Below are 26349 nucleotides of genomic sequence, written 5' to 3' on the forward strand. Positions count from 1 at the left end.
AATTGATTTGAAACGATATGCGCTGCCGTTGTTTATCCTGATCATGAGTCTGCTTTACATTTTCTTCATTCCTTCCGAGCCCTTGCTAATCAAACTGCTGTTCAAGCTCATCCCCATGTGGCTCATCATCCTGTTTGCATATCGCCAGTTCCCGCCCCGTGCCACGAAAGTTCACTATCTTCTGTTATCGGGACTGTTCTTCTGCATGATTGGTGATGGTACGCTCGTCTGGTTTGTCGTCGGCCTTACCTTTTTTCTGATCGGTCACCTGTTCTATACGGTCGGCTTCCTGGGACAATGGCGATCTTCGCTTCCCCGCCTCCTCAGCATCGTTCCGATTGCGGCCTATTCGGTCTGGATGGGCATTCAATTGGTGACCTCTCTCGACTCAAATGGGGAGCAGGCTTTGATATTTCCCGTCATCGCTTATATTGCGGTCATCTCGACCATGCTCTGGACCTCCGTCATGACCGGAAACCGGTTAGCCATGCTTGGAAGCCTGCTCTTTGTCATCTCGGACTCGATCCTGTCCTGGAACATGTTTGTTTCCGATATCCTTTATTCGAACGTATGGATCATGACCACGTATTACGCAGCCCAGTTCCTGATAGCCAGAAGCATCTCGGCTTTTAACTGGACGAAAGCGCGGAGCAGGGGCGACTCGTCACTCAATGCTTCCGCCATCCATTAGAAAACCAAAAAAAGCCGAGTCCGGGTTCCCCCGGGCTCAGCTTTTACAGGACATTTCACCGCTCCATGTTCCATGATATGTCGGTCCAAAACTCCCCCATCAAGCAACGAAGCAACGCCGAGTCCTTAATCACGCCAGTTCATGCGAACCTGCTTAATCCCCTCTACCTGCCACAACTGCTCGAACAATCCGTTAATTCCCTTGCTGTTGAACGAGTACACCCGGAATTCCATTGTGACCTTGGTCGAATCGTCTTCCGTCGTGTCATTGTTCACGATCATGCCTTCCACCGTCATATTGGCCTTTTGCAGCAATTCCGTAATCGTGCTCACATGTACCGGACGGTCACCCGCCTCGATGATAATCTTTAAGCTGCCGGACTTTTTGATAAAGAGAAACCTCGATTCCAATTTATTCAGCACCAGCGTGCTGACCAGAACGATCGCTGTCGTGATGATTGCAGGCCAGTAAAAACCGGAGCCCACGCTTAAACCGATAGCCGCTGCCACCCATAAAGTGGCGGCCGTGGTCAGACCTGAAATGATATGATTGGAACGCCGCAATATGGCTCCGGCACCAAGAAAACCGATACCGCTTACAACTTGTGCTGCCAGCCGGGCAGGATCAAACCTCGCATTGGGATGATTGATTAGTGCAGAGTCAAACCCGTAGATGGAAGTCAGCATAATCAGCGTCGATCCGACGGCCACCAAGAGATGGGTTTTTAACCCGGCCTGCTTATTCCGGCGTTCCCGCTCCCAACCGATCAAACCGCCGAGCAATGCAGCGAACAGCAGCCGCATCAGCATGGTCTCCGTATCCAGTTGAAACACATCCATTCCTAATCTCCACCCATCTTCATCTTGTAAGGCGGCTCTTCGTTATGCCATATGTTCATCCTGCCAGCGCCATAACTCTTTGCTGGAGGTGGATATGCCGATTACACCGCTCTTTAGAGCCGTATCAAAATCCTCCAAATCGATCATGAGCCCCCCTGCAATGACGGGCACGTCCACCTCTGCGCGGATACGTTCCATAATCCGCTGGCACACCATGCCCGGGAGCACTTCAATGGCATCGGGATTGGAGGCCTTAATCATTTTGATCCCGTTGTCCAGGGAGACGGAGTCAAATACGAACAGACGTTGAACCGTTAACAAGCCCAGCTTCTTCGCTTCCACAATCGCCGTGTTTTTTGTCGTGACAATCCCGTCGATGCCAACCTTCTCAGCCAAGTACTTAACTCCCGTCTTATCTTTGCCGATCCCTTCAATCAGATCAAAATGCACAAACGAAAGCTTGCCTGCCTCGCGAATCTCCTCGACGATCGATTCAATGATAAAAATATCGGTCTTGAGAATAAATACGATGTTCGATTCGGTCGCTAACACGGCAGGAAGTTCATCCGCATTCATTAATGAAGTAATAATGGGTTTACGCTTCAAGCAATACGAAATTCGCTGTGCACCTTCAACACTGGTTTTCATGTCTTCACCTCGTTGCCGCCGCAACCTCTCCAATTCTCCCGTTGCCCCGGCATATTTTTGTAGATACTCGTCATTGTGCTTCGTTTGCCTGCTGCAAGGCAGTACCGCTGAGATAAATATCGTGAACCGAATTCAGCACATAGGTGGGCTTCACGCTGCTGTCCATCAGATCCTCCTTGGTCGAAACCCCGGTCAGCACCAAAGCCGTGCTCATTCCCGCCTGATTGCCCATCTTGATATCCGTCTCCAGCCGATCCCCCGACATCAGGCAATCTTCGGCCTTCACTCCCAAAATATCAAGAGCCGTCAATGCCGTCAAGACGGAGGGTTTGCCCATGACCGTCGTAATGGTAATGCCGGCAGTGCCTTCGATGGCACCAATCATGCCGCCGGCATCCGGCACATCACCGCCAGGCATCGGACATGTTCGATCCGGGTGGGTAGCAATAACCTCGGCGCCCCCCTTGATCGCCTGATATGCAAAATCCAGATGACGATAGTGAAAATCCCGATCCCACGATACGACCACGACGTCGGTTTCCTCCGGAGATGAGGCGAATCGTATCCCATTGTCCAGCAGCTCATTCTTCAATATATCCTCGCCAATAACGTATACTTTTGCATCCGGATGATGCTTCTGAAGATAATGAATCGTAACAAGCGCGGGATTCAGAATATGATTCATTTCAACCTGAATGCCAAGCTTCGCTAATTTCTTCAAATAATTCTCCCTAGAGTCTATCGTTTTGTTGGTCAAAAACAACAGCCTCTTATCCAGTCCCTGCAAGTAATGAATGGTCTCCACGGCACCGTCGATGGCCTCGGCCCCAAGGTAAATCGTACCGTCCAAATCAAAAATATACCCTGCAAAATGATCCATACTTCGTTCTCCTCTGCATGTTCAATCTGTAAATTTGCCTACAAACGTCACGGACATATGTCCGGTCAGATCGCTATGTTATATCTCCAGCCCCTGTCCGTAAGGTATACATATGACAGCGCCATGTCCTTTAGTCCCTGACCGGCGGTTCCTTGCGGATACAAAAAAATGAGAAGCCCTTTGCATGGAAGAAACCTTCATTCATGACAAATGAAAGATTCTCGTTATGCAAAGGGCTTCTCATCATCTCTGCCCGCTCTATAACTTTATATGGTTATACTACATCCACATTTTACATTTGACAAGATCATCATGATGATAAACCTTATCGGTTCATCGCCGACACGGCCGACGGATGCCCTGCTTCATCTTCGGAAACCGCATCATTGGCGTGTTCCCGATCCGCCGGAGCTGCAGCCAGCTCTATTCTGCTTCCTTCCGCCACTCCCCATGCCGCTTGCAATTGGTCCTGCAGCAGCTCCCATTGCCTGTCGACTTCCTCATGATCCCACTCTAAGCATTCCCCCATCAAGCTCATGACGGAAGCAATGACCCGCTCGGTTTTGGGCCGGTCGAATAACATCCAGCCTGTTCTTCTTAACAGAAAATCCACGGCACTCATCGTCATTTCGCATTCGATGGAATACTCGATTTCGGCACGCAGCAATCTAAATCCGATAGCTTCTGTTTTGTCGGATGCAGCCTTGATCCGTTTAAACAGTTCAAGGGTATCGGTACCATACCTGGCCATGAAACTCCTCACGTCATCAGGCCTGATGCCGAGGGTTTCCCCCTGTTTAATAAGCTTCTCCTGAGCTTCCGCATAAGTGAGTCCGTTCAGGTCTCCTCCGCTTATCGGAACCCGATCCGTCGTACAGGGAGGATAGATGGTGCCATCTGCGTCCTGAAGCTGTCTAGCTGCAAGGTTGACGACCTTTTCGGCCATTCTCCGGAATCCGGTCAGCTTTCCGCCCGCAATCGTGATCAACCCGGAATCGGATATAAACAACTCATCTTTTCGCGATATTTCCGAAGGACCTTTTCCTTCCTCGCGAACGAGCGGCCGCAGCCCCGCCCATCCGGATTCGATATCGCTTGGCTTCAGCCCTGCATCCGGAAACGCATGATTGACCGCATCGATGAGATAGCGGCGGTCCTCCTCGGTAATGCCGGGCGTCTCAATCGCCCCTTTATAGAGAGTATCGGTCGTTCCGATATATGTCTTGCCCTCCCGCGGAATGACAAAAATCATTCGGCCGCCCGGCACATCAAAATAAGCGGCCTGTCGTACGGGAAGCTTGGCATGATCCACCACCAGGTGAACGCCCTTTGTTAAGAGCAGTTGCTTGCCCTTGAGCGAATTATCCTTCAGCCTGACCTGATCCACCCATGGACCGGCGGCGTTTATGATTTTTTTGGCATATATCGCATAGGTCTCCCCGCTCAATAGGTCTTCCACCTGTGCTCCTGCTACTTTTCCTCCTCGATATATAAATTCCTGCACCTTGGCGTAATTCGCGATGTGCGCTCCCTTAGCCCTTGCAGACTTTACCACTTCGACCGTCAAACGCGCATCATCGGTGCGGTATTCGTAATAATAACCGGAACCTTTCAATCCCTCCTTCCGAAAGAGCGGTTCAAGGGCCAGGGTGCTCTCCCTTCGAAACATCTTCCGCCGTTCGCTGCGCTTGACACCCGCCAGCCAATCATACAGATACAATCCGACGGAACTGGCAAAATAACCATAGGTGCCTTTTTTATAAATAGGGAGCAGCATGGGGATCGGCTCCACCAGGTGCGGAGCGCTGCGGTGAAGCAGTGCCCGTTCGGAGCCCACCTCCCGTACCAGGCCGATTTCCCCTTGCTTCAAATACCGGAGTCCCCCGTGAATCAGCTTCGTTGATCTGCCGCTCGTTCCCGAAGCAAAATCATTCATCTCCACCAAGCCGACGCTCATCCCTCTGCAGCTGGCGTCCCAAGCAATGCCCGCCCCCGTGATACCGCCGCCAATCACCAGCACATCCAGCTTATTTGCCGACATGTCCTGTAAATAACGGGTCCGCATCTTGGCGGATAAGCTTGTGCCCACCTGACATTCTCCTCTCTCAACATATAATAAGAAAAACATCTATCGACGTACCTTCACAGAAGACAGACCGCATTTAGTGGACGTTTTTCTTGCGATTATCGAATGGGTTCAGCTTCGCTGAAAACTTTTACATTCAATAATCTAAAAAAAGAACCGCATCTGCTCGGAATGCATACCAAATACGGTATGCATGTAAGCAAAAGGGTTCTCCGTCGTCTCCGCCGCTTTATGCAATCAATATGATTACTCATTATATGTCGCTTTTATATTTATGTCTATATGGAACCTAATAGAACCGCAAAACCCTCAGGATCACTTTTTCCGTAAAGCCGATGGAGCCATCCGCTTATATTTCTTGAAGGTCCGGCTGAAATAATAAATATCGTTGAATCCTGTAGCAGCGGCGATTTCCGATACCGTAAGCGGGCTTTCGCGGAGCAGGTAATCCGCCCGGTTGAGCCTGGTTTCATTCACGTACTCCGTTACGGTCCTGCCGCTGATTTCCTTGAACAATCTGCTGAAATGAAACCGGCTGAGACCTGCCATGCCGGATAACTGCTCCACCGACAGATCCTCACGGTAATGCTCCTCGATATACTTGAATATCGGTGCAAACCGCTCGACGTTCTTCATCCGCTCGACGTATTCATCCTGCGTCAGAACCGTCGCGACATAACCTCGCAGCAGAAGCGTAAGCAGCCGGTACAGCTCCGATTTGATGGCCAGCTCATAGCCGAACTCCTGCTGTTCCAGCTCCTTGATAATGGATAGCATGGGTGCCAGCGCATCATCCCCGCTGATTCGGTTCTCGAAGATCAGCCGGTTCTGGGTGATCGGCGTGATGAATTTCATCTCGGGCGCATCCAGGGAATGGCTCTGCAGCAGCGAGAAATCTGCGATTAACGCATAATAAAACAAATGGTCCGACTGGCTGAGGCCATAATGCAGTTCATTCCGGTTAATGACGATCATATCGCCTTCCTTGGCGGTAAAGGTGGTCGAGCCGCATTCCAGCGTCGCTTCCCCCGAAACAAAATATAATATTTCAAGATGCTCATGCCAGTGATGATTAAATAATACCTGTCCCCGGCCATCAAACTCGCAACGATGAACCTTGATCGGAAACTGAGGATCCGGCATCGTCATCGGTTCTCGCAGTGTTTTGTCCAATGCTCTGATCTCCTTCCAGTAAGACAGCACAATTGTACAAACAAACAGCACGGTTTATCATGGTGTCTTCCTCTAAAAGCATTATAATACGAAAGTGTAATGCAGTAAATTCAGAGGAGTGAACTCATGAAATCTATTAATGTTGGCGTCATTGGCACTGGATCAATCTCTGCTATGCATTTGCAATCCTATCAAAAACATGCGAACGCGAATTTGCTCGCCGTATGCGATTTAAACGAAGAAAGAGCACAGCGCGCAGCTGAAAAATACGGCGCTACCAAAGTCTACACGGACTATAAAGAACTTCTGGCCGATCCGGAAATCGATGCGGTAAGCATCTGTACCTGGAACAATACGCATGCCGAAATCAGCATTGCGGCACTGAATGCCGGCAAACACGTTCTGGTTGAGAAACCGCTTTGCCGCACCGTTGAGGAAGCGCTTCAAGTACAGGAGGCCGTGAAATCCTCCGGCAAGATGCTCCAGGTCGGTTTCGTAAGACGTTATGACCCTAACGCTCAAATGCTCCGCGAGTTTGCAGACAAGGGTGAATTCGGGGAGATCTACTTCGCGAAGGCTTCCTCCATTCGCCGCCTTGGCAATCCGGGCGGCTGGTTCTCCGACATCGAACGTTCCGGCGGCGGACCGCTCATCGATATCGGCGTGCATGTCATCGACCTGTGCTGGTACATGATGGGCCGTCCGAAGCCGGTTGCCGTCAGTGCCAATACATACCGGAAGCTGGGCAACCGCTCCAACGTGCGCAACCTGTCCTTCTATAAAGCAGCGGATTATGATGCCGAGAAGAACACGGTCGAGGATATGGCGAACGCGATGATCCGTTTTGAGAACGGCGCTTCGTTGCTGGTGGACGTGAGCTTCACGCTGCACTCGAAGGAAAATCTGCAATCCGTTAAATTGTATGGAGACAAGGGCGGATTCGAGATTGATCCTGAGGTATCCATCGTGACCGAGAAACACGATACCATCATCAACATCCAGCCGCAAACGGACAGCAAGGGATTCGATTTCGATGCCGCTTTCCAAAGCGAAGTCAATCATTTCATTTCCTGTATCGAGAACGGCACGACACCGCTCAGCCCGGTTGAAGACGGCGTTGAGATCATGAAAATTCTGTGCGGCATCTATGAATCCGCTGAGAAAGGGGCTGAAGTTCTCCTATGAAACTCGGAGTAAGCTCGTACAGCCTGTACCAAGCCATTAACAAAGGCGAAATGACCATTACCGACGTCATCGATTACGTTGCGGAGATCGGCGGAGAGCATATCGAGATCGTTCCGATCGGCTTTAACCTGAAGGAAACGCCGGAGCTGATTGATACGATCAAATCCCACGCCGCTTCTAAAGGACTTGACATCTCCAACTATGCCATCGGCGCCAATTTTGCGGAATTGGATGACGCTGCTTATGCAGCGGAGATTGAACGAGTCAAAGGCGAAGTGGACATAGCGGCTGCGCTTGGCGCCAAGCTCATGCGCCATGACGTAGGTTCCTCCAAAGACTTGTCCATCACTCATTTCCTGGAGGAGCTTCCGCGGATGGCCAATGCATGCCGTATCATTGCCGATTATGCGGCAGAACGCGGCATCACCACCAGCGTGGAGAACCATGGCTACTTCATTCAGCACAGCGACCGTGTCAAAGCGTTGGTTCAAACCGTGAATCACCCTAACTTCAAAACTACTCTGGATATCGGGAACTTCCTCTGCGCAGACGAGGTATCCACGGTGGCAGTGGCGAACAACATCGGCCTGGCTTCGATGGTTCACTTCAAGGACTTCTACTATCGTCCGGCTCACCGTGCACCCGGATCCGGCTGGTTTAACACCTCCAGCGGCAACTGGCTGCGCGGCGCGATTGTCGGCCAAGGCGATATCGATATGCCGGAAGTCGTTCGCATCGTGAAGGAATCCGGGTATGACGGCTATATCTCGATTGAATTCGAGGGAATGGAAGATTGCCGTACGGGAGCCAAATTCGGATTGGAATATGTCCGTAAAGCCTGGAAAGAAGCTTAACTTAGACGGACCACGAATGACATAAGGATGATACAAGGGGGATATTAGGATGTCGAAGCCTATCATGCCTAACAAAATTGGCGTTATTGTTGACAGCTTTCGGGTAGGAGTAAGAGAAGGTCTTGTTAAAGCCCGGGAGGTCGGCGCGGACGGCGTTCAGATCTATGCCGTTCACGGCGAAATGGATCCGGCCAACCTCTCGGCTTCCGCGCGGAAAGAATTGAAGGATTATATCGATTCCCTGGGACTTGAAATCTCCGCCCTCGTCGGTGACCTTGGCGGACACGGCTTTCAGGATCCCGCCGAGAATGCGGCCAAAATCGAAAAATCCAAACGGATCATGGAGCTCGGTTTGGAGCTTGGAACCAATATCATTACGACCCATATCGGCATCGTGCCGCAGGATCACAACGGCCGCGTATATGAAACGATGCATAAGGCCTGCGTAGAGCTCAGCACCTTCGCGAACTCGATGAACGCATATTTTGCCATCGAGACGGGGCCGGAGCCTTCGGCTCACTTGAAATCATTCCTGGACGGCCTCGGTTCCAACGGCGTATCCGTTAACTTCGACCCGGCCAACATGGTCATGGTTACGGGTGACGATCCAGTACAGGGCGTATATAACCTGAAGGATTACATCGTGCATACCCACGCGAAGGACGGAATCAAGCTGGCAGACTACATCGACCCTCGTGACGTATACGGCGATTTCGGATATGAAGCACCCGCGCTTGACCATGACAAAATTGCCGATATGGCGGAGTCCGGCGAGAAGTTCCGTGAGGTTCCGCTTGGCGAAGGCGGCGTTAACTGGAATGCTTACCTGCAGGCCCTTAAGGATATCGGCTATACCGGGTATTTGACAATCGAACGCGAAGTGAAGGCTAATCCGGAAGCGGACATCAAGCTTGCCGTTGACTTCTTGAAGACGTTCAGAGCATAAACCGACGCAAGCTTTGAGACCGTGCCAAGCAAACCGCAGCGTTCGCTTGGCACGGTCTCGATAAACCCAAACAACAGGCCGATCAGGAAATTTCCTGATCGGCCTGTTCATTGTCTTTACCATGATGTGTTGGAACTTGAAACTTGTGTACCTTAAGATACCGCCTGTTTCCCCGTCACGTTCTCCAAAGCCCCGTTCGCTCTCGCGGAACGGATCTCGGCTTCGATAATTTCCAGCGACCCGGCCGCGCTGTCTGGCGTGCATACCGCTACCGGCTTCCCTTGCGCAACATGCTCGATGAAATACTGAAGCTCGCGGTAGTAGCCGGAATCTCCGGACAGTTCGGCTGAAAAGCCCGGTGCGTCTTCAGGATACACCTTCAATTCATTATTCTCGAACACCAGGGTAGCCGCCTCGAAATTTACCCGGTATCCCATATAGAAGCCATGTTCGCCGTGCAGCGTCCAATCCGCATGGGCGTTAATCACTTTCCCGTCAGGGTATGTGTAATGGGTAGATACGATATCGTACGAGCTTCCCTCAATGATCGTTTTGGCGAATGTGGACACCCGCTCCGGTTTGCCCATCAGCCAGTGGATCATGTCCGCGTCATGCACATGCATGTCCGTGATGCAGCCTCCGCTCTTCTCCCCTTCCAGGAACCAGCCCTTAGGCGGCTCCGATCCCCGGAAGAATTCGCCTGCAACGATGCTGCCGTAGCGGCCGTCCTCCACGCAATCTTTCAAATATTCATAAGCCGGCCAGAAACGCAGGCATTGTCCGATCATTAGCGTTTTGCCCGTGCGTTCCGCTGTTTTCACCATGCGCCAGGCTTCTTCCGAGCTGCCCGCAACAGGTTTTTCGCACAGGACGTGAATGCCGCGCTCCAGCAGCATGCAGGACATATCCGCATGCAAATACGTCGGCAGGCATACATCCACGATATCCAGCTCTTCATGCTCGAGCATTTTGTCCACGTGGTCGTAAAGACGATAGGGCTCCAGGTCGTAGACATCGCGCTCGGTCGCCATATTCCCGTTGGCTTTGCTGTCTTTAAGCTCATCGATGCGCAGATCACAAATCGCCACCAGCTCGATGTCCGCACCTTCTTGAGCCAAACGAAGATAATTGTCGAAATGCATGCGGCCCATGAAACCAAAACCCAATATTCCGATTTTAAGCATTCTTATTCCCTCCGTATTCCTTATGATTATGATTGTCCTTGATGCTGCCGCGCGTCCGGCTTGCGCAAAGACGGCGTCCGTCCGAGAATCGCATCCATCGCATTGGATGTGTTAAATATGATCTGCTCCGAGTAATGGGTGTAGGCCGGGATCATCTCTGCTGTGACATAGTTGTCGTAGCCGATCAGGCGCAAAGCTTCCACCACTGCAGGATAATTGACGTCTCCTGCCAGCAGGTCGACAAAGCCGTGCAATCCGCCTGCCTGCCTGCGGTAATCCTTGAAATGGACTTTCTTGATCCGCTCGCCCAAAATTCGAATCCAATGCTCCGGATAACCGTTGTGCACGACGTTGCCTACATCAAAATAAGAGCCTACATAGTCGGAACCGATCTCATCAATGAAGGTTCGCAATTCCAGCGGGGACAAGAGGAATTTGTTCCAGACATTCTCGAGCGCGATCGCAACGCCGGCGCTTTCCGCGTACGGAACCAGCTTGCGAATGGATTCTTGTGCCCGCTCGTAGGCATATTCGTAGTCGATGACTGCGGAACCGGGAACAAAATCGACGCCGACCGCCCCTGGTATCACAAGAATGGCGTCCACTCCGAATGCAGCCGCGAGCTCCAGCTGCTTCTTGCAAACGTCCATAGCCTTTTCACGGATAGCCGGGTCGTCGCTGGTCATCGGATAATCCCAATACAAGCCGGTCGCCAATCCTGCAATCTCGAGGTCCGCGTCCTTCAGCTGTGCCGCTATGTTCTGCACTTCCTTATCGCCTGCCTGGAGCCCGAGCTCCCCCGTTTGGTTCAGCGACAGTTCGATTCCGTCAAAGCCCGCTTCTTTTGCCAATCGGATACAGTCGGAGATGGAAGCCTCTCCCGGGAACGACCAGATATTAATCCCTTTTTTCATCGCAAATCCCTCCTAAAATTTATGGGTTGATGATGTTGCAAACGTTTTCTGAAACGCATCATTTGACTTTTTCCGTCAAGTTGTAAATAAACCAATTGGATGTAATAATACTTATATAATAAATAAATATTCCAAAAAATGATTTAGAAAGAAAAGTGATTATTTGGACAATTCCGTTCTATTCTCTTAATAACATTCGGGAGTGAATCTACGATGGCCGATATGGAACCCGATTATCCGGTAAAACGCGAAGCGCCTTTTTGCGAATGGTCGCCCAGCATTCATTATGCACAGTTTCAACGCATGGCGACGGGAGCTCTCCCGCAGCGCAGGTTATATGATTTCGAGCTGCTCTATGTATGCCATGGGGAAGCCGTTACCACGATGTACGGGAACCGGCATGTCGTTGAAGCAGGCCAGCTGATCTTCCTGCCGTCCGGCGTTTACCACCAGAATGAGGTGGTTTCCCATCCCGACGCGCGTTTTCTGGGCATCCATTTTGATTTTTTCGATGAGCTGGACATCCAAACGGAAGCCGATATGATCGTGAACGAAGCCGTGGTGGATACGGATAAGTTCGCGCATGAAGCCGTGTCATCCGCTTTCCCTGCCCTTTCTTCCCGGATTATCTACACGCCTCCCCTGCCATGCGTACAGATGATGGAACGCATCGTAGAGGAATTCACCCTGCGTCCCGCCGGCTATGAGCTTGCCTGCAAGGGACTGATGCTGGATGTGCTGGTTCAGCTGTTTCGGACGCACCCCTCCCGGGCATTGACGGAAACGTCGCCGCACGAGGCCAAACTGATCGAGCTGATGGCGCAAATCGAAAAAGCTCCAGCCAAAGACTGGAGCAACAAAGTCATCGCGGAGCATTTGATGTTAAGCGCGGATCATACCGCCAAATTGTTTAAGCGCCTTGCCGGGATGCCGCCGAGCGAATTCGTGCAATCCGTTCGCCACCGGGAAGCGCGCCGGCTGCTCCGGGAATCCGACATCTCGATCGAGATGGTTGGCGAAGGCGTCGGATACCCGGACATTCATTATTTCAGCCGGATCTTCCGGAGGCTGGAGGGGATTACCGCTACCGATTACCGGAAGCTGTCAAGAATTCTGTAAGGCATGAAGATCTTCGGCACGTACATGCGTTTGAAGCCAGCGTTCCATTCGTTCGAGCGCTTCGCAGAGTCGAGCGGATGAAGCGGCATACGAGCAGCGGATAAAGCCTTCGCCCCCGGCACCGAATACATGGCCCGGCACAACGGCTACTTTGGCCTCCCGAAGCAATCGCTCCGCGAACTGCTGCGAGCCGAGGCCGGTTCCGGTTATGCTGGGGAATGCATAGAAGGCTCCCTGAGGATCGCGGCAGCTCAGGCCGATATCGCTCAGTCCCTGCACAAACATTTGTCGGCGCTCATCGTAAGCTTGCCTCATCACATCCCGATCCCCGAGCCCGTTCCTTAAACATTCGATGGCCGCAATCTGTCCCATGATGGGCGCGCAGAGCGCGGTATACTGATGGATCTTGACCATAGCGCTCACCAGCCCGGCATCGCCGCAGAGGTAACCGACCCGCCAGCCCGTCATGGCAAAGGCTTTGGAGAATCCGCCGATGATGACGGTCCGCTCCCGCATCCCCGGCAGGGAAGCAACGCTCGTATGCGTGCCGCTATAAGTAAGCTCGGCATACATTTCGTCTGAAATCACCACCAAATTGTGCTCGACCGCAAGGCGCGCAATCGGAAGCCAATCTTCATGGGTCATGACGGCTCCTGTCGGATTGCTCGGAAAGTTAACAACGATCGCTTTCGTCCGGGGCGTAATCGCCTGCTGCAGTGCATCCGCCGTCAATTTGAAGTCATGCTCCGCGGATAGCTCCAGCTCGACGACGGTGCCGCCGTTCAATTGCACTAGAGGAGCATAGGCGACATATCCCGGTACGGGAATGATAATTTCATCGCCCGGCGAGATGAGCGCCCGCAGCGCAAGATCAATCGCTTCGCTGCCGCCGACCGTAACCAGGACCTCCCTCGACGGCTCGTATTGCAGCTGGAAGCCGGCATGCAGATAGTCAGCAATTCCTTCCCTCAGCTCCATCAGCCCTTCATTCGGCGTGTACATCGTGCGCCCATGCTCCAGCGCCCGTTTGCATGCGTCGATCGCACACTGGGGCGTCACGAAATCCGGTTCGCCCACGCCGAGCGAAATGACCTCGTCATCCGCTTCCGCAGCATTAAAAAATTGCCGGATGCCGGATGGCGGCATGACTTGCACCGTCGATGTTAGAAAGCTGCTCGTTGTCTTCATATCCTTCTACTCCTTGCCTTCGCTTTTTCGTTCCGATAATGAGGTTTCAATCAAGGCATCCAAAAGTCCGCTGAACGAATATCCCGCCGCTTCCGCGCTTCTTGGCAGCAGACTGGTCTTCGTTAAACCCGGAAGCGTGTTGACCTCCAAAATATAAGGAATCTTTCCCTTCAGGATGATATCGATCCGGGCATATACACTGCACTTCATCGCCTTATAGCATTGAAGCGCGGCTGTGCGCACCTGCTCCTGAAGTTCTGTGGGAAGCTCGATCACCTGCTCATCCGCTTCGCCTTCTTCGTATTTGGATGCATAATCGAAGAATTCGGAGTTCGGCTTGATCGACACAATCGGAAGCATATCGCCGTTCAGGACCGGGCAGGTGATTTCCTCTCCCTCGATCCATTGCTCGATCATGACGAAGCGGTCCCACCGCAGCGCCTCTTCGACGGCGGATGCTAGGCCAGCCGAGTCGCGCACGATCCGGGTACCGATGCTGGACCCGCCCGCATTCGGCTTCACCACAACGGGAAAACCGAGCCCCTCCACGTCGGCGGCCGCCAGCTCTTCCATGCAGCTGACCATGATCCAGTCAGCCGTATGCAATCCTTCGTAACGCAGCAGCTTCTTGCTCAAATCTTTATCCATGCAGAGACTGCTGGCCAGAACGCCGCTGCCGGTATACGGAATCCCCAGCGTATCGAGGGTGCCCTGCACCGTGCCGTCTTCCCCGAACGCGCCGTGCAGGGCGAGCAGCGCAATATCGATGCCTTCGGTTTTGCTGATCAGCTCGCGTTTATCGTGAATCTCGATCGGATAGACCTCGTAGCGGCTTTTATCCAAATGAGCGATCATCTCTTTGCCGGTCATGAGCGAAACTTCCCTCTCGGATGATACGCCTCCCATGATGACGCCAACCTTCATGATGTAGACCTCCTAAAACTGTGGTGGAAAAATATGAATTTCTAAAGCTCCAACGAGTTAAACATGCTCCGTAAGCTAAATCTCTTTTGTATGCTAATCATCACTCCGCATGCGGATTATTCTTCCGATCTTTCGTTGCCCTCAGATTTCTACTGATTTGAATATTCATAAGTTGAAATCCGACGGCAAAGGTGAACGCTCCGCTTCTCCACAATAATTCCGCCTTCTCCGTTGCAGCCCGATCACACCAACTTCCTTGCCGTCTCGCCGATGATCCGAATCCCCTTCTCGATGTTCTCGTCGGAGACGCGTGAGAATCCAAGACGCATGGTGTGCTGGCCGCCGCCATCGGTATAGAAAATATCGCCCGGCGTGAATACCACGCCCTGGGCGGAACATGCCTCCAGCAGCTCGCGGGTTCGGAATTCGGGACCGAATTCAACGAACAGGTGTAGCCCGCCGTCGCCGGACAGCCGCTCCATCGGAATCCACTCCTCGCAGCAGCGGATCGCAAGCTCATATTTTCGCTTGTACTCGGCCTTCGCTCTCTTTAAATACTTCTCGAAGTTGCCATTGTACAAATATTGAAAGAGCAGGGACTGATCCAGCGTCGACGTATGAATGCTGCGGGCCCGCTTCACGCTTTCCAGATAATGAATCAGGGTCTTGTCGGCCAGCACCCATCCGACTCGCAAGCCGGGAAACAGAATCTTGGAGAAGCTGCCCAAGTAAATCACGCTGTTGTTCTCTCCCCCTGCACATGCAACGAGAGGCGCGATGTGGGAGCCCGAATAACGCAGCTCCTCGTTGAAGCCGTCTTCGATCACGGGAATCTCGTGCTCGTTCAGCAGCCGCAGCGCTTCCAGCCGCTTCTGGTGGGACATCACGATTCCGGTAGGATTATGATAGGAAGGCACAAGGTACGCCATGTCGTACGACCGCTCCGACAGCTCGCGTGAGAGCCCTGTCAGGCTGATGCCGTCTTGCTCCATCTCGACGCCGGTAATGGAGTACCCGTGCATTTTAAAATTTTTAATGGCGGTATGATGGGTGGGATTCTCGCATAGAATGCGGCCATGCCCTTGGTTCAAGGCGGATAGCACCAGACTTAAGCCTTCCGTAAAACCGCTGGTGATCAGCATATCTTTGCCCTGAATATTCACGCCTTTGTTCTCCATGTAACGGAGAAGGTAATCAATAAGCGGTTTATAGCCTTTGGCGTAACCGTAATTTAGTAGAATATCCCCTTCAAGCGACATCCGGTCCAGGAATGCGCGCTTGACATTGGGCAGGTCGAACAGCTTCTCATCGGGAGCGATGCTTGTAAACGATATGGAGCCCTTCTCAGCACGGATCCCGTGCTTCATCAGATCATTCGCTTCCGCAAGCCTGGCATACTCGTTCAGGCGAGGACCCCAGTCCAGCCGTTTACCTTCAGGCTGTGCGGATGCCCCGCTGATCGAAGGGGAAACAAAGTGTCCTTGCCCTTTAACCGCGTAGATATAGCCTTCATCCTCCAAATCGGAGTATGCGCTCAGCACCGTATTGCGGCCCACTCGAAACAGCGCGCTTAGCTCACGCGTGGAGGGAAGCTTCTGATCGGCTTGCAGCGCCCCGGTTGTCATCAAGCGCTTCATGTAATCCTTGACTTGAATATACGCCGGGCGGTCATTCGCCAACTTGAAATCCAAATACATCGTTCATTTCCCCCTTGCTCTTATGATGGCATAATTTCGGCGGCACCACTAGAACCACAGCAGGCCTCTTTCGCCTCGGGCGTGGTTTGCCGATATCGTTTGCCGCATCCTGGCCATCTCATCTCTAGGATTGGACTGCCCTTTGCGCCAATATACCTTGATGACATGCACGTTCTCTTTATCATGGAACCATACGGGATCATGCACAAGCAAGAATGAAACCTTCTTGGTACCCGTCAGGCGAAAAAACAGATCGAAAAATCAAAAACTGCCCCACCTTCTCAAAGGAAGATGGGGCAGTATAACGCTGGATTCGTTAGGCCTAAATGGCCCTGATTCGTCAAAATAAGCCGTATGCCCGGCCCGCTTACTTCACAGCCAAGCTTTCCCTGATCTTATCATTGATCCACTGCCGCTTCGACAGCAGCCATTCCGGATCCCTCGGGTACGTTTTGAAGGTGATCGGCTCTTCAAGCCCTTCTTCCAGCGCCTGCAGAACTGCCTCCCTGCCGATCTGCGTCTCCAGCAGTTGAAGCGCTCTCAAATCCTGAAGCGCTTCCTGGAATACCTTCAGCCGAATGGATTCGATCGGCCCTTCTTCGCCGGGATATACCACAAAAGCATCTCCGGAAGGAAAACCGCAATCCGCATCCGTCACCTTGAACGGATCAATGGCGCGTTTCGAGTATTGCGAATTCCAAAAATTATATCCCCAATGGAGAAATCCCTCGATGTTAAACTTATACAGCTGAATCCCGATGATCCGGTTCCTCGCCGAAGGCAGGTTGAAGAATCGGTTGGACACTTCCTTGTACTGGGAGCAGCAATAATAGGTCCACAGCGGCGTTACCTGCTGATCCAGGAAAGGCTCGATGTGGTTATTGCCCGGAATCGGACGCTTCACCAACCCCTGCTCATAGAACGAAATATCGGAAAGCGCGTCGATGATCGGGTAATCCGGCAGCAGCTCGTTCATCAACCGGCTTGCATGGCCGTAAGCCTCCAAATGGGACTCTGACGGCTCATCGGATACATGGAAATAACAGCGCTGCTCAAGCCCCCGGCTTTCGATCCAGCCGGTCAGGGCAGGGATGAATTGCCGGATGAAGGCATGATACGCTTCTCCCGTCGCGTCCGTCTCCCATCCGAACAGCTTCTCCGGCTGTCCGTTCACGTTAGCCATAATCTTCGGCGCATGGCGGGCTCCCCACTGCGTGAAGAGATGGGAGAATTCCAGGTACTGAATCCCATTGGAATCACACAGGTCTGCCCAGCGGTCGAGTTTGTCAAACCCGAACGTATATGTTCCATCTTCGTTCACATCGACATCGACCAACTGTACCGTCGGCCGCTCCCCGCCCACTTCCGTATCCAGCGGAGGCGTAAACACCGGGGTCAGGATCATATTGATCCCATGCTGAGCTGCGGTCTGCATAAATTGATCGATCAAGGTCCAGTGCCGTTCGCTAAAAATCCCCACTTCATAGTAGTTCGCCAGGCAATCGGCATGGAACCATTCCGTATGAATCAGCGTCTGTGCAGGCAAAGCTGCCGGAATCAATTCCAGTGTAAATACCTCTTCCCCAAGCGTATCTCCCGATTCCGCTTCAAAGCGGATCCGGATTTCATACGTACCGCCCTTGATCTCACCATCAGGCCGTACCGTGATCCATAGGCTTCTCCACTGGTTCGGGTAACCGTTTACAACAGATTCTGATGTTAGAGGCAGCAACGGATCCGGATACAACCCGGGCGTGGCTCTTAAGACAAACTCATCATGGTCATGATATGTAGGCAGCTCCGACGGAACTAGACCTACGGCACGAACGGTAATTCGTTCGCTTAACTCAGATTGCAGAATGACCCGGATGTTTTTTAACAAACGATTGGAACGGTAGGCAACTTGAAACGAGAATGTCTCATTGTTAAACGCTGCTCCTGTGTCGTAGGCGGCTTGGGACATTTCTTCATCGGCGAATACTTTGGACAAAGAGCTCAACAGCCGGGTTTCAAACGTTACGGAATGACTCATGCTGGTTGCATCCTCTCTACAATGGAATGAGGTACTTTCACGTACATCTTACACTAATCTGGATGGAACGGAAGGTAAATTTTGCGTTTTCGAAAAAAAGGAGCCACCGCTCTTTTGCGATGGCCGCCTTATTACTGCCAATCCTTAGGGGAGGCTGCAAATCTGCAGTCCTCCCTTCAATCCCTCGAGCTCCGGTAAACTTCAATGCCGGACAGGCGCGGGCACCATCTCGATTCCAAAATGGTCAGGCGAATATATTGAGCGCGTACGGCGGGAAAGCGGCAGATGCGTTTGCGCCCGATTACCGTCCCGGATTGGATCGTGTGCCAGTTCCCGTTTTCCATATATTCAAGCTCGAAGCGCTCGAGCCGCTGCCCGTACCGGTATTCGGCCAATACGATATGATCGAAATCGATCGCCCGCCCGAGGTCCAGCTCAATCACGGCGTATTCCGTGCCCTCCTCAGGGCTCCAATACGTATCCTTGTTACCGTCGACCATATTTCGAGCATCCGATCCGGCTTTCGTTTCGGAAGCCGTAATATCCGCTCCGGCTGCCAAATCGGTATTAAACGTTGTTCGGATGGCGTCCCCGAGTTCCTGCAGACGCCGCAGATCGTTCTCATGAACGAGTCCGCGGGTATCCGGCGGAATATTGAGCAGAAAGGTGGCATTGCCGCCAACCGAGCCGTAATAAATATGCCGCAATTCTTCCAGCGATCGAACCTTATCGTCTTCGGACGCATGGTAGAACCAGCCGGGACGGATCGAGGTATTCACTTCGGCCGGATACCATACCAGCTCCTTCTCGCCTTGAATGACGCTCCGGCTGCCGAGATCCTCTTCGCTGGATTCATAGCGGCGCGCAAACTCCCGGTCATCGGTTTGCTGCGACTTTTCCTGGATCGCTTCATTTTGGCGCAGCGACGCCGGAACGACGCTCCACTCCGACTCCCTGCAATGCCCCGCTTCATTTCCGCACCAGCGAATATCCGGTCCGCATACCGAGATGGCGGCATTCGGCTGCAGTTCCCGAATCAGGGCGTAATACGCATCCCAATCGTATTCCTGGCGCTTGCCGTTCGGTCCTTCGCCGCAGGCTCCGTCAAACCAGACGCTGAATATCTCGCCGTAGCCGGTCAGGAGCTCTCTTAGCTGATTCAGGAAAAATTGATTGTACCGCGGCGAATCCCCATAGGACGGTTCATGCCGGTCCCAGGGGGACAAGTAGATGCCGAACTTGATCCCCCCTCTCCTGCAGGCATCGGCAACCTCCTTCACCACATCCCCATGGCCGTTTCGCCATGGACTGCTCTTCACGGAATGCTCCGTATACTGGCTCGGCCATAAACAGAAGCCGTCATGATGCTTGCAGGTCAGGATCAAGCCGCGCATCCCGGCGCTGACACAAGCGCTGACCCATTGATCCGCATCCAGCTGCGCCGGATTGAACAGCGCCGGGTCTTCCTTTCCCGTGCCCCATTCCATATCCGTGAACGTATTGACGGTAAAATGAAAGAAGGCGTAGAACTCCATCTCCTGTACGGCTAATTGACGTTCCGAGGGCTCGATGTTGGCAGCGTATTCAATGAAATTGTGCAAGCGATAAACCTCCCATACCTCATCCTTGATTGTCTAATGCTTTCTGATGAATCTCCAGATACTTATCCAGCTGAAGCCCCTTAAATCCGCTGACATAGGCATCCCAATCCTTCTCGATGTCTTTGCTGCCGGTTACGAACTGGGCCAGGTTCGATTTCACGTAATCCTGAATCGTCTTCTGAATCTGCGCGATAAAGGTTGCGTCTTTCGGATCGATGAACACATCGGTCGGGTACACTAGCTCCGGTTTGGCAAAAGGCTCATATTTCTTGGCAGCCAGCCATAAACGATACTCGTAGGCTCCGTTGCCGAGCGGATCTTCAGGAGCAACAAAGGATTCGCGGAGGGAATTCACCATCAGCATCGTGCCGAGCTGCCACCAGGTTACGTCAAGGGATCCCTCGGGCACGTCCCGCTTCAACGCTTCGTATGCGGCCGACTCGCCGTTGTAATCAAGCGCACCGGACTCCGCCTTTCGCCATCCGTCTCCCTCGAACCCCCAGGAAGTCATGACGGTGCCTTCTTCGGAGAACAAGTAATCCGCCAGCTTGATCGCTGCGATCCGCTGCTCCTCCGTCGCTTTGTTCGTAATGACAAACGATCCGTCCCCTGCTCCGACGCTATATCCTGCCAGCTGCACGCCATTCGGTCCTTTCAGCGGGGGAACGACATCGTATTCCTTATGGCGGGGCTTGGCGTCGGTCGGCTCCAGCACGCTGCTGATCAGCGCATAACCGACGGTGCCGACCACATTCTCCTCTTTGTTGCCAAGCTGCTTGACGGCATCGCCGTTTTGCGTAAAGGCTCCTTTATCGATCAGTCCTTCGCTATAAAGCTTACGCAGATATTTCAGCCCTTCCCTCCATTCGGGCTCAGCCGCGGACAAAATCACCTTGCCATCCTTCACGCTTAGATAAGTCGTGCCATTGTTGTATATAAAAGCATTCATCAAAAAGGCGTCAACTCCTCCTCCCCATACATCGAGGGAAGTGGTCATCGGAATTTCGTCAGCCTTTCCGTTGCCGTTCGGGTCCTGCTCCTTAAAGGCTTTCAGCACTTCATAGAACTCGTCGGTGGTCGTTGGCATTTCAAGCCCTAACTTCTCCAGCCAGGTCGTATTGATCCACATCCGCTGGCCATACGTGCAGTGCAGGCACTCGTTCACCTTCGGAAGCGCGTATATATTGCCGTCCGGGGCCGTCATGGCGGATTTCAAATAGGAAACTTCCTCCAATGCCTTCTTGATGTTCGGCGCGTGCTGGTCGATTAAATCGTTCAAAGGGATAAAGGCCCCCTGCATTCCGTACTTGATCTGATCCGCCTTGGATATGCCGGCATTCATAATAAGCGCCGGATAATCCCCGCTGGCCAGCATCAGCAGTTTCTTGTCGTTGAATACCGCGTCGGGCGTCGTATTCCATTTGAACGTAATCCCCAGCTTCTCTTCGATATGCTTGGAGAATGGATTGACATCGAGGCTCTCGATGCCGGCGGACTGAGGAGCGAATACCGATAGTTCAACGGGTGCCCCCAACTCCGGAGGGCTTGCCGGATTTCCAGTTCCTGTTTCGCTCGATTTGCCGCAAGCGGATAAAACCAGCACTGCCGCGAGAATCAGACTTAATCCTAATCCAGTGAACCTTTTCAAATCAATTCCTCCCTAATATGAAATGCTTGCCCGTACTTCATAAACGAACCGTAATTTTGCATATACCCCCTATGTGTCCGATCATCGGAATTACCCATTCTATACTGCCGGCCTCACCTCCTTCACAATAAGCAGGAATCACCCTTTCAAAGACCCGATCATCACGCCTTTGACAAAATACTTCTGCACGAACGGATAAATGACCAGCACCGGGGCGCTTGCCACCACGATCAGCGAATACTTCAGCAGATCCTTCAGCCCTTCACGGACCAGCAGCTCATTCACGTTGGTCACCATCTCGGCGCTGACGGAATTCAGGATCAGAATATCCCTCAGGAAGATTTGCAGCGGAAACAGGCTGCTGTCCTTTAAATAAATCAGGGCGTTGAAATAGGAGTTCCAATGGCCGACGGCGTACATCAGCGCGAGCACGGCCAGGATCGGCTTGGATAACGGAAGGACGATTTTCAGAAAAAAGGTAATGTCGCTGCTGCCGTCCATTTCGGCCGCTTCGGCGAGCTCCTCCGGGATCGTGGTTTGAAAAAAGGTTCTGGCGATGATGACCTGAAACACGGCTAACGCACCCGGTATGATCATGGCCCAGCGCGTGTCGAGCATGCCGAGCGACTTCACGAGAAGATAGTTCGGAATGAGCCCGCCGTCAAAAAACATTGTGAACACCAGCAGCATCATGATGATGTTGCGAACGTAAAACGTCTTTCGGGCTAACGGATATGCAAGCATCACCGTGAATGCGACGTTGACAAGCGTGCCGACAACGGCATAGAACAGCGAGTTGCCAAACCCGATCAGAATATTGGAATTCTGGAATACCGCTTTGTAGCCGATCAAGGTCACGTCCACCGGCCACAGCCACACCTTGCCCGACGACACCGCGCCCGGGGAGCTGAAGGATGCGCTTACAATATGCAGCAGCGGAAACAGGATGACGATCAGGACGACGGATAGAAACAAATACACGATACCAAGGAAAATCCGGTCTGCAGCGGACTCCCGTACGGTTGATCTGCTCATGCGATTCCTCCTACCATAGACTTGTGGATGAGACTTTTCTGGATACGTAATTGACGATGACCAAGAGAATGAAATTGATAACGGAATTGAACAGGCCGATGGCGGCGGAGAAGCTGAAGTTCGCACCGAGCAGGCCGACCTTGTACACATAGGTGGAGATGACTTCGGACGTGTTCTGATTCAGCGGGTTTTGCATGAGATAGATTTTCTCGAAGCCCAGGCTCATCAAATTGCCCAGATTCAATATGAGCAAAATGACGATGACCGGAAACAAGCTGGGAATATCGATATTGATGATTTTTTGAAACCGGGTCGCCCCATCCACTCGGGCCGCCTCGTACAAATCGGGATTAACTCCCGCCAAGGCTGCAATATAGATGATGGCGCCGTAACCGGTGAACTGCCATACATCGGACCAGACATAGATCGATTTGAACAGCTCCGGCACGCCGAGAAAATCAACGGTTTCCAGTCCCAGCGCCCGGAACAGGTTGCTCATCAGCCCGGTGTTGGGCGAGAGGTTCACGATCAGAATCGAGACGATGACAACCGTTGAAATAAAGTACGGCGCGTACGTCACCATCTGGACGGTTTTCTTGAATCGCCCGTTCCTGATCTCATTCAGGGCCAGCGCCAACAGAATGGGTGCAGGGAATCCGACCAGCAGGCCGTACAGGGAAATCTCGAGCGTGTTGCGGACATACTGCCAGAAGAACGGCGCGTCGAACAATTGCCGGAAATAATCGAACCCTACCCATGGACTGCCGAAGATCCCCTGTACGACGTTGTATTCCTTGAATGCAATCAGTACGCCGAACATCGGAACGTATTTGAAGAGGATGATGTAGACTAACGGGAAGAACACGAGCAGGTAGAACTGCCAGTGCTTCATCAGCTTCTTCCTCGTTCGGTTCATGGGCTTGTTCGATGGTAGATTCGTTGGTGCCTGTGCATCTGCAGGTACTGAAATTGCGCTGCTCATACGAGCCAATGGGGTCACCCTCCTTCGCTTTGTGTTGGTCCCAAGTTTAGAGCGGACGGTTCCATCCGATCAATATACAAGATTCTCCGAATCAACGTATTTCCGCGAGCAGGGGAAAATTTCAGAGCCGGCAGGCCGTAAAGAGCGATAAACCTTTTTCCGCCGCTAAACCTCTCTCCGTTGACGGCAAAAAAGCCCGCAGGACAGCATCGTCCGCAGGGCTCTATACTTGGTTCGAGTATGCATGGAAGGGACTCCGAAGGACTCGTTAATTCCCGAATTTCTGCTGCTTGATAGCAGCTTGCTCACGATAATCCCCCGGCGACATTCCCATCAGCTTTTTAAACATCCGGCCAAACGAGATGGCGTTGGAATACCCGACTTCGGTGGCAATATCCTGTACGGGCAGCAGGGTTTCTTCCAGCAGTCTCCGAGCATGGGTCATCCGCAGCTCGATCAAATAATCCACGAATTTCTGGCCGGTCTCCTCCCGGAACAGCTTGCTTAGCGTTTTCCAGTTCATGCCGAAGCGTTCGCTTAAATAATTGAGGGACAGGTCCGGGTTGCTCGAGTTCTGCTCCATAAACAAACGCACCTTCTGAATCGTGTCCGCATGATTTCGGCCCTCCATGAGAGCGAGGATGCTGTCGTACAGAGCGGATAAAGCCTCCCCGAGTTCCTGTTCCAGCTCCTCCAGCGTATCGGACGACTGAAGCGCGTTCCGTAAAGCAGGCTGCCCCTCCGTAAGCCATAATTCCTGAAATTCCTTCGCCATGCAGGACATTTCGCGTCCCAGCGAGTACATCATGTAATCCGCCAGGTTCACCACGCCGTCCCGGTCCAGCATGTTCTGCTCGATGTTATGGATAAGAGTGCTGTATTTCTCCTGCCAATCCTTGTTGACGAGCCGGAAGGACTGCGCCATCGAGCGGATCAGGTTCAGAAAATCGAATGCATTCCCCCGGTCCTCACCGGATACTTCGGCGTAATGAATGATTCGGTTGTCGCCGAGGATCATTTTGTATTTCAATGCGGCGCGTGCCTGCTCATAGGATTCCGGGATAACCGTATACCGCTCCACTTTCTCCCCGATGCCAACGGTTATGGTCAGCTTCAGGTGCTCCTCCACCCACTGGCGGGCTTGCTCCAGCAGCGTAGCCACATGCCGATTCGGATCCTGATCTTCCGCTGCCGCGAGAACTCCCAGCTTCGAGGCTGAAATCCATTCCGTCCAAAGCATCGTTTCCTGCCCGGCCGCAATTTCTTGAACGACGCTTTTTAAGGCAAACTTGATCAGATACTGGTCCTGCTGGGGATACTGTTCGCAAAACAGCGGGTATTTATCGATTTCGATGACATTGACGATCTGTGGTTGGGACAGGTCCGGCAGCCCCATGGCTTCGCGCTGCTCGTTCCACTGCTCCAGATGAGAAGGATACTGTCCCTCCATCAGCTGCTGAAACAGGTACGCTTTGCGCAGGAGCAAATCTTCACGATGCTGCTGCTGAAAGCTGCTCGCCTGTTCCAGCAGGCTCTCCAGCGCCGATTCGATAAAAGCAAACTCATCCTGTTTGCCGCCATGGAGCAGAACGCTCGTTTTGGTCTGCGAATATTTTGAAATCCGGGACACGATGGCTTCAATCGGCTTATAGTTCCGGCGCGTGACGAATACGATCCAGGCCACGCCGGCCATGCACATCAGAAGGCCGACGATAAACCAGACATTGTACAATTGGCTGACGATACCCACCACCCTGCCTTGGGTAACGCCCCCCTTCGTAAACCCATCCGGTGTAAGGGGATATCGCTTGGGACACAAGTTCCCCGTGATCGGCGCCCGAGGTGCCGGCGATCACGGATCTGCCCCCAGTGTCCATCACATGAATGAAACTGACTTCCGGATTAACCATGCCCTGAATCATGTTATGTATGGCGTCCACCTTGATATTGACGGCAATCACGCCTTTGCCATGGGTAACGAAGGGGGCATCCCGTACCAGGGTGACCACCTGCTGCGTGCTGTTAAAGCTGAATTCCCGATAATTCCGCAGGGCACTCCATTTTGCTTCGCTATTGACCTGGCTCAGATAAGGCTGGAGAAAGTCATAATCCGCATAATCCTGCAAACGGAAGGTGGACGAAGTGCTTAGGACGAATTCATCCTGGGTTCGAACGAGGACCGTGGAATCCACAAGCGGGTTGGAAACCTTGAACTGCTTCATGGCCTTCACGGCCTGCATGTTCAAATAGACGTTGTCCTGATCCTCTTGATTGAAAAATCCCGACATATCAGGGTTGAACAGCAATTCCTGCACCAGCATCTGATCGATGGCCTTCAGCGAATTGTCGACCGAACGCATCGCCTGCTGAATCATCGTCTCATTAGCCTGGATCGCGCCCTGCCGCGACTGTTCCCCGAGCATTTGGAAAAAGACAAAAAACACAAAGGAAATCACGATAAAGAAGACCGGCATATACGATAAAAGCTGACGGTAAAACCACGCTTTCCTTCCCATAGGCATCCCCCTGAGCGATTAATTCCTTGTCTCGTCATCGATTGAAAGTAATTTCATCATAGAAGAACGGACGGGGTTTACCAACACTTTTTTGAACCGCGGAAGAAAAACGCGTCTAAAGCATCATTACTTCCATAGCATTGACTTGGTCTTGATCCTATGGTAATCATACTTATCTTTAGCTGAGGGAAACGCAGAGGATTCGCC

At 52.5% G+C, this 26349-nt stretch carries 23 protein-coding genes; 5 read left to right on the top strand and 18 right to left on the bottom strand.

All coding sequences use genetic code 11. The features are described 5' to 3' along the window. Positions 1–7 precede the first annotated feature (7 nt). Positions 8–691 (top strand): lysoplasmalogenase, encoded by a 684-nt coding sequence (locus tag HMPREF9412_RS20145; RefSeq protein ID WP_009593624.1) that lies wholly within the window; start codon positions 8–10, stop codon positions 689–691. A gap of 125 nt (positions 692–816) precedes the next feature. On the opposite strand, the gene HMPREF9412_RS20150 is transcribed toward HMPREF9412_RS20145, so the two are convergent. The 5 genes from HMPREF9412_RS20150 to HMPREF9412_RS20170 all read right to left on the bottom strand — a co-directional run bounded on the left by HMPREF9412_RS20150 (position 817) and on the right by HMPREF9412_RS20170 (position 6317). Beyond that, entirely contained in the window at positions 817–1530 is a 714-nt protein-coding gene (locus tag HMPREF9412_RS20150) for an MgtC/SapB family protein (RefSeq protein ID WP_009593619.1), read from the bottom strand. A 42-nt stretch (positions 1531–1572) separates the two neighbouring features. Beyond that, a complete protein-coding gene (locus tag HMPREF9412_RS20155) occupies positions 1573–2178 on the bottom strand; it encodes a glycerol-3-phosphate responsive antiterminator (RefSeq protein WP_009593577.1) in 606 nt (201 codons plus the stop codon). A gap of 70 nt (positions 2179–2248) precedes the next feature. Continuing rightward, entirely contained in the window at positions 2249–3058 is an 810-nt protein-coding gene (locus HMPREF9412_RS20160) for an HAD-IIA family hydrolase (protein WP_009593587.1), read from the bottom strand. A 325-nt stretch (positions 3059–3383) separates the two neighbouring features. Further along, positions 3384–5147, bottom strand: a complete 1764-nt coding sequence (locus HMPREF9412_RS20165) for a glycerol-3-phosphate dehydrogenase/oxidase (RefSeq protein ID WP_009593616.1) — start codon at positions 5145–5147, stop codon at positions 3384–3386. Between the two features lie 312 nt (positions 5148–5459). Beyond that, complete coding sequence (locus tag HMPREF9412_RS20170; protein ID WP_009593625.1) at positions 5460–6317, bottom strand: AraC family transcriptional regulator; 858 nt, start codon at positions 6315–6317, stop codon at positions 5460–5462. 126 nt (positions 6318–6443) lie between these two features. Between HMPREF9412_RS20170 and HMPREF9412_RS20175 the strand changes: the two genes are divergently transcribed. Genes HMPREF9412_RS20175 through HMPREF9412_RS20185 form a run of 3 tightly spaced genes read left to right on the top strand, consistent with a single transcriptional unit; the run spans position 6444 to position 9302 of the window. Continuing rightward, positions 6444–7502 (top strand): Gfo/Idh/MocA family protein, encoded by a 1059-nt coding sequence (locus HMPREF9412_RS20175; protein WP_009593602.1) that lies wholly within the window; start codon positions 6444–6446, stop codon positions 7500–7502. After that, positions 7499–8356 carry a sugar phosphate isomerase/epimerase family protein gene (locus HMPREF9412_RS20180; protein WP_009593626.1) on the top strand — a complete coding sequence of 286 codons (858 nt, stop codon included), beginning with the start codon at positions 7499–7501 and terminating at the stop codon, positions 8354–8356. Before HMPREF9412_RS20175 ends, HMPREF9412_RS20180 begins: the two co-directional genes overlap by 4 nt. Before the next feature lie 49 nt (positions 8357–8405). Then, complete coding sequence (locus tag HMPREF9412_RS20185; RefSeq protein WP_009593618.1) at positions 8406–9302, top strand: sugar phosphate isomerase/epimerase family protein; 897 nt, start codon at positions 8406–8408, stop codon at positions 9300–9302. Positions 9303–9454: 152 nt separating this feature from the next. Here HMPREF9412_RS20185 and HMPREF9412_RS20190 read toward each other — a convergent pair whose 3' ends face one another. Next, positions 9455–10486: a Gfo/Idh/MocA family protein gene (locus HMPREF9412_RS20190; RefSeq protein ID WP_009593615.1), complete on the bottom strand. Its 1032-nt coding sequence runs from the start codon at positions 10484–10486 to the stop codon at positions 9455–9457. A 26-nt stretch (positions 10487–10512) separates the two neighbouring features. After that, positions 10513–11400: a sugar phosphate isomerase/epimerase family protein gene (locus HMPREF9412_RS20195; protein ID WP_009593599.1), complete on the bottom strand. Its 888-nt coding sequence runs from the start codon at positions 11398–11400 to the stop codon at positions 10513–10515. 213 nt (positions 11401–11613) lie between these two features. On the opposite strand from HMPREF9412_RS20195, the gene HMPREF9412_RS20200 reads away from it, so the two are divergent. Beyond that, positions 11614–12519 (top strand): helix-turn-helix transcriptional regulator, encoded by a 906-nt coding sequence (locus tag HMPREF9412_RS20200; protein WP_009593605.1) that lies wholly within the window; start codon positions 11614–11616, stop codon positions 12517–12519. Here HMPREF9412_RS20200 and HMPREF9412_RS20205 read toward each other — a convergent pair. From HMPREF9412_RS20205 to HMPREF9412_RS33415, 11 genes are all read right to left on the bottom strand, one after another. Continuing rightward, positions 12505–13707 (bottom strand): aminotransferase class I/II-fold pyridoxal phosphate-dependent enzyme, encoded by a 1203-nt coding sequence (locus HMPREF9412_RS20205; RefSeq protein WP_009593609.1) that lies wholly within the window; start codon positions 13705–13707, stop codon positions 12505–12507. The two genes, HMPREF9412_RS20200 and HMPREF9412_RS20205, sit on opposite strands and share 15 nt — an antisense overlap. Positions 13708–13713: 6 nt before the next feature. Then, positions 13714–14631, bottom strand: a complete 918-nt coding sequence (locus tag HMPREF9412_RS20210; protein ID WP_009593585.1) for a D-alanine--D-alanine ligase — start codon at positions 14629–14631, stop codon at positions 13714–13716. Between the two features lie 242 nt (positions 14632–14873). Next, positions 14874–16328 carry an aminotransferase-like domain-containing protein gene (locus HMPREF9412_RS20215; RefSeq protein WP_009593604.1) on the bottom strand — a complete coding sequence of 485 codons (1455 nt, stop codon included), beginning with the start codon at positions 16326–16328 and terminating at the stop codon, positions 14874–14876. Between the two features lie 48 nt (positions 16329–16376). Beyond that, the gene (locus tag HMPREF9412_RS32995; protein ID WP_009593612.1) at positions 16377–16541 is read right to left on the bottom strand and encodes a hypothetical protein; all 165 of its coding nucleotides are present in this window, start codon (positions 16539–16541) and stop codon (positions 16377–16379) included. A gap of 154 nt (positions 16542–16695) precedes the next feature. After that, positions 16696–18360, bottom strand: a complete 1665-nt coding sequence (locus HMPREF9412_RS20220; RefSeq protein ID WP_009593622.1) for a DUF4091 domain-containing protein — start codon at positions 18358–18360, stop codon at positions 16696–16698. A gap of 176 nt (positions 18361–18536) precedes the next feature. Further along, entirely contained in the window at positions 18537–19961 is a 1425-nt protein-coding gene (locus HMPREF9412_RS20225; RefSeq protein WP_009593620.1) for an alpha-L-fucosidase, read from the bottom strand. Positions 19962–19980: 19 nt separating this feature from the next. After that, positions 19981–21609 (bottom strand): ABC transporter substrate-binding protein, encoded by a 1629-nt coding sequence (locus HMPREF9412_RS20230; protein WP_009593584.1) that lies wholly within the window; start codon positions 21607–21609, stop codon positions 19981–19983. Between the two features lie 138 nt (positions 21610–21747). Beyond that, positions 21748–22644 carry a carbohydrate ABC transporter permease gene (locus tag HMPREF9412_RS20235; protein WP_009593621.1) on the bottom strand — a complete coding sequence of 299 codons (897 nt, stop codon included), beginning with the start codon at positions 22642–22644 and terminating at the stop codon, positions 21748–21750. Positions 22645–22654: 10 nt separating this feature from the next. Then, positions 22655–23626: an ABC transporter permease gene (locus HMPREF9412_RS20240; protein WP_441295377.1), complete on the bottom strand. Its 972-nt coding sequence runs from the start codon at positions 23624–23626 to the stop codon at positions 22655–22657. Positions 23627–23894: 268 nt separating this feature from the next. Then, positions 23895–25358 (bottom strand): helix-turn-helix domain-containing protein, encoded by a 1464-nt coding sequence (locus tag HMPREF9412_RS20245; RefSeq protein ID WP_254664086.1) that lies wholly within the window; start codon positions 25356–25358, stop codon positions 23895–23897. After that, positions 25273–26142 carry a cache domain-containing protein gene (locus tag HMPREF9412_RS33415; RefSeq protein WP_009593596.1) on the bottom strand — a complete coding sequence of 290 codons (870 nt, stop codon included), beginning with the start codon at positions 26140–26142 and terminating at the stop codon, positions 25273–25275. Before HMPREF9412_RS33415 ends, HMPREF9412_RS20245 begins: the two co-directional genes overlap by 86 nt. Positions 26143–26349: the final 207 nt, after the last annotated feature.

The sequence above is a fragment of the Paenibacillus sp. HGF5 genome, assembly GCF_000204455.1.
In the GTDB taxonomy this organism is placed as follows: Bacteria; Bacillota; Bacilli; order Paenibacillales; family Paenibacillaceae; genus Paenibacillus_AQ; species Paenibacillus_AQ lautus_A.

Bases quoted from the DNA above. Each gene is read 5' to 3' on its own strand.
- HMPREF9412_RS20215 (WP_009593604.1), bottom strand. From the start codon at position 16,328: ATGTATTTGGATTTCAAGTTGGCGAATGACCGCCCGGCGTATATTCAA.
- HMPREF9412_RS20155 (WP_009593577.1), bottom strand. From the start codon at position 2,178: ATGAAAACCAGTGTTGAAGGTGCACAGCGAATTTCGTATTGCTTGAAG.
- HMPREF9412_RS20175 (WP_009593602.1), top strand. From the start codon at position 6,444: ATGAAATCTATTAATGTTGGCGTCATTGGCACTGGATCAATCTCTGCT.
- HMPREF9412_RS20190 (WP_009593615.1), bottom strand. From the start codon at position 10,486: ATGCTTAAAATCGGAATATTGGGTTTTGGTTTCATGGGCCGCATGCAT.
- HMPREF9412_RS20240 (WP_441295377.1), bottom strand. From the start codon at position 23,626: ATGAGCAGCGCAATTTCAGTACCTGCAGATGCACAGGCACCAACGAAT.
- HMPREF9412_RS20235 (WP_009593621.1), bottom strand. From the start codon at position 22,644: ATGAGCAGATCAACCGTACGGGAGTCCGCTGCAGACCGGATTTTCCTT.
- HMPREF9412_RS20210 (WP_009593585.1), bottom strand. From the start codon at position 14,631: ATGAAGGTTGGCGTCATCATGGGAGGCGTATCATCCGAGAGGGAAGTT.
- HMPREF9412_RS20180 (WP_009593626.1), top strand. From the start codon at position 7,499: ATGAAACTCGGAGTAAGCTCGTACAGCCTGTACCAAGCCATTAACAAA.
- HMPREF9412_RS20220 (WP_009593622.1), bottom strand. From the start codon at position 18,360: ATGAGTCATTCCGTAACGTTTGAAACCCGGCTGTTGAGCTCTTTGTCC.
- HMPREF9412_RS20195 (WP_009593599.1), bottom strand. From the start codon at position 11,400: ATGAAAAAAGGGATTAATATCTGGTCGTTCCCGGGAGAGGCTTCCATC.
- HMPREF9412_RS33415 (WP_009593596.1), bottom strand. From the start codon at position 26,142: ATGGGAAGGAAAGCGTGGTTTTACCGTCAGCTTTTATCGTATATGCCG.
- HMPREF9412_RS20160 (WP_009593587.1), bottom strand. From the start codon at position 3,058: ATGGATCATTTTGCAGGGTATATTTTTGATTTGGACGGTACGATTTAC.
- HMPREF9412_RS20150 (WP_009593619.1), bottom strand. From the start codon at position 1,530: ATGGATGTGTTTCAACTGGATACGGAGACCATGCTGATGCGGCTGCTG.
- HMPREF9412_RS20200 (WP_009593605.1), top strand. From the start codon at position 11,614: ATGGCCGATATGGAACCCGATTATCCGGTAAAACGCGAAGCGCCTTTT.
- HMPREF9412_RS20185 (WP_009593618.1), top strand. From the start codon at position 8,406: ATGTCGAAGCCTATCATGCCTAACAAAATTGGCGTTATTGTTGACAGC.
- HMPREF9412_RS20205 (WP_009593609.1), bottom strand. From the start codon at position 13,707: ATGAAGACAACGAGCAGCTTTCTAACATCGACGGTGCAAGTCATGCCG.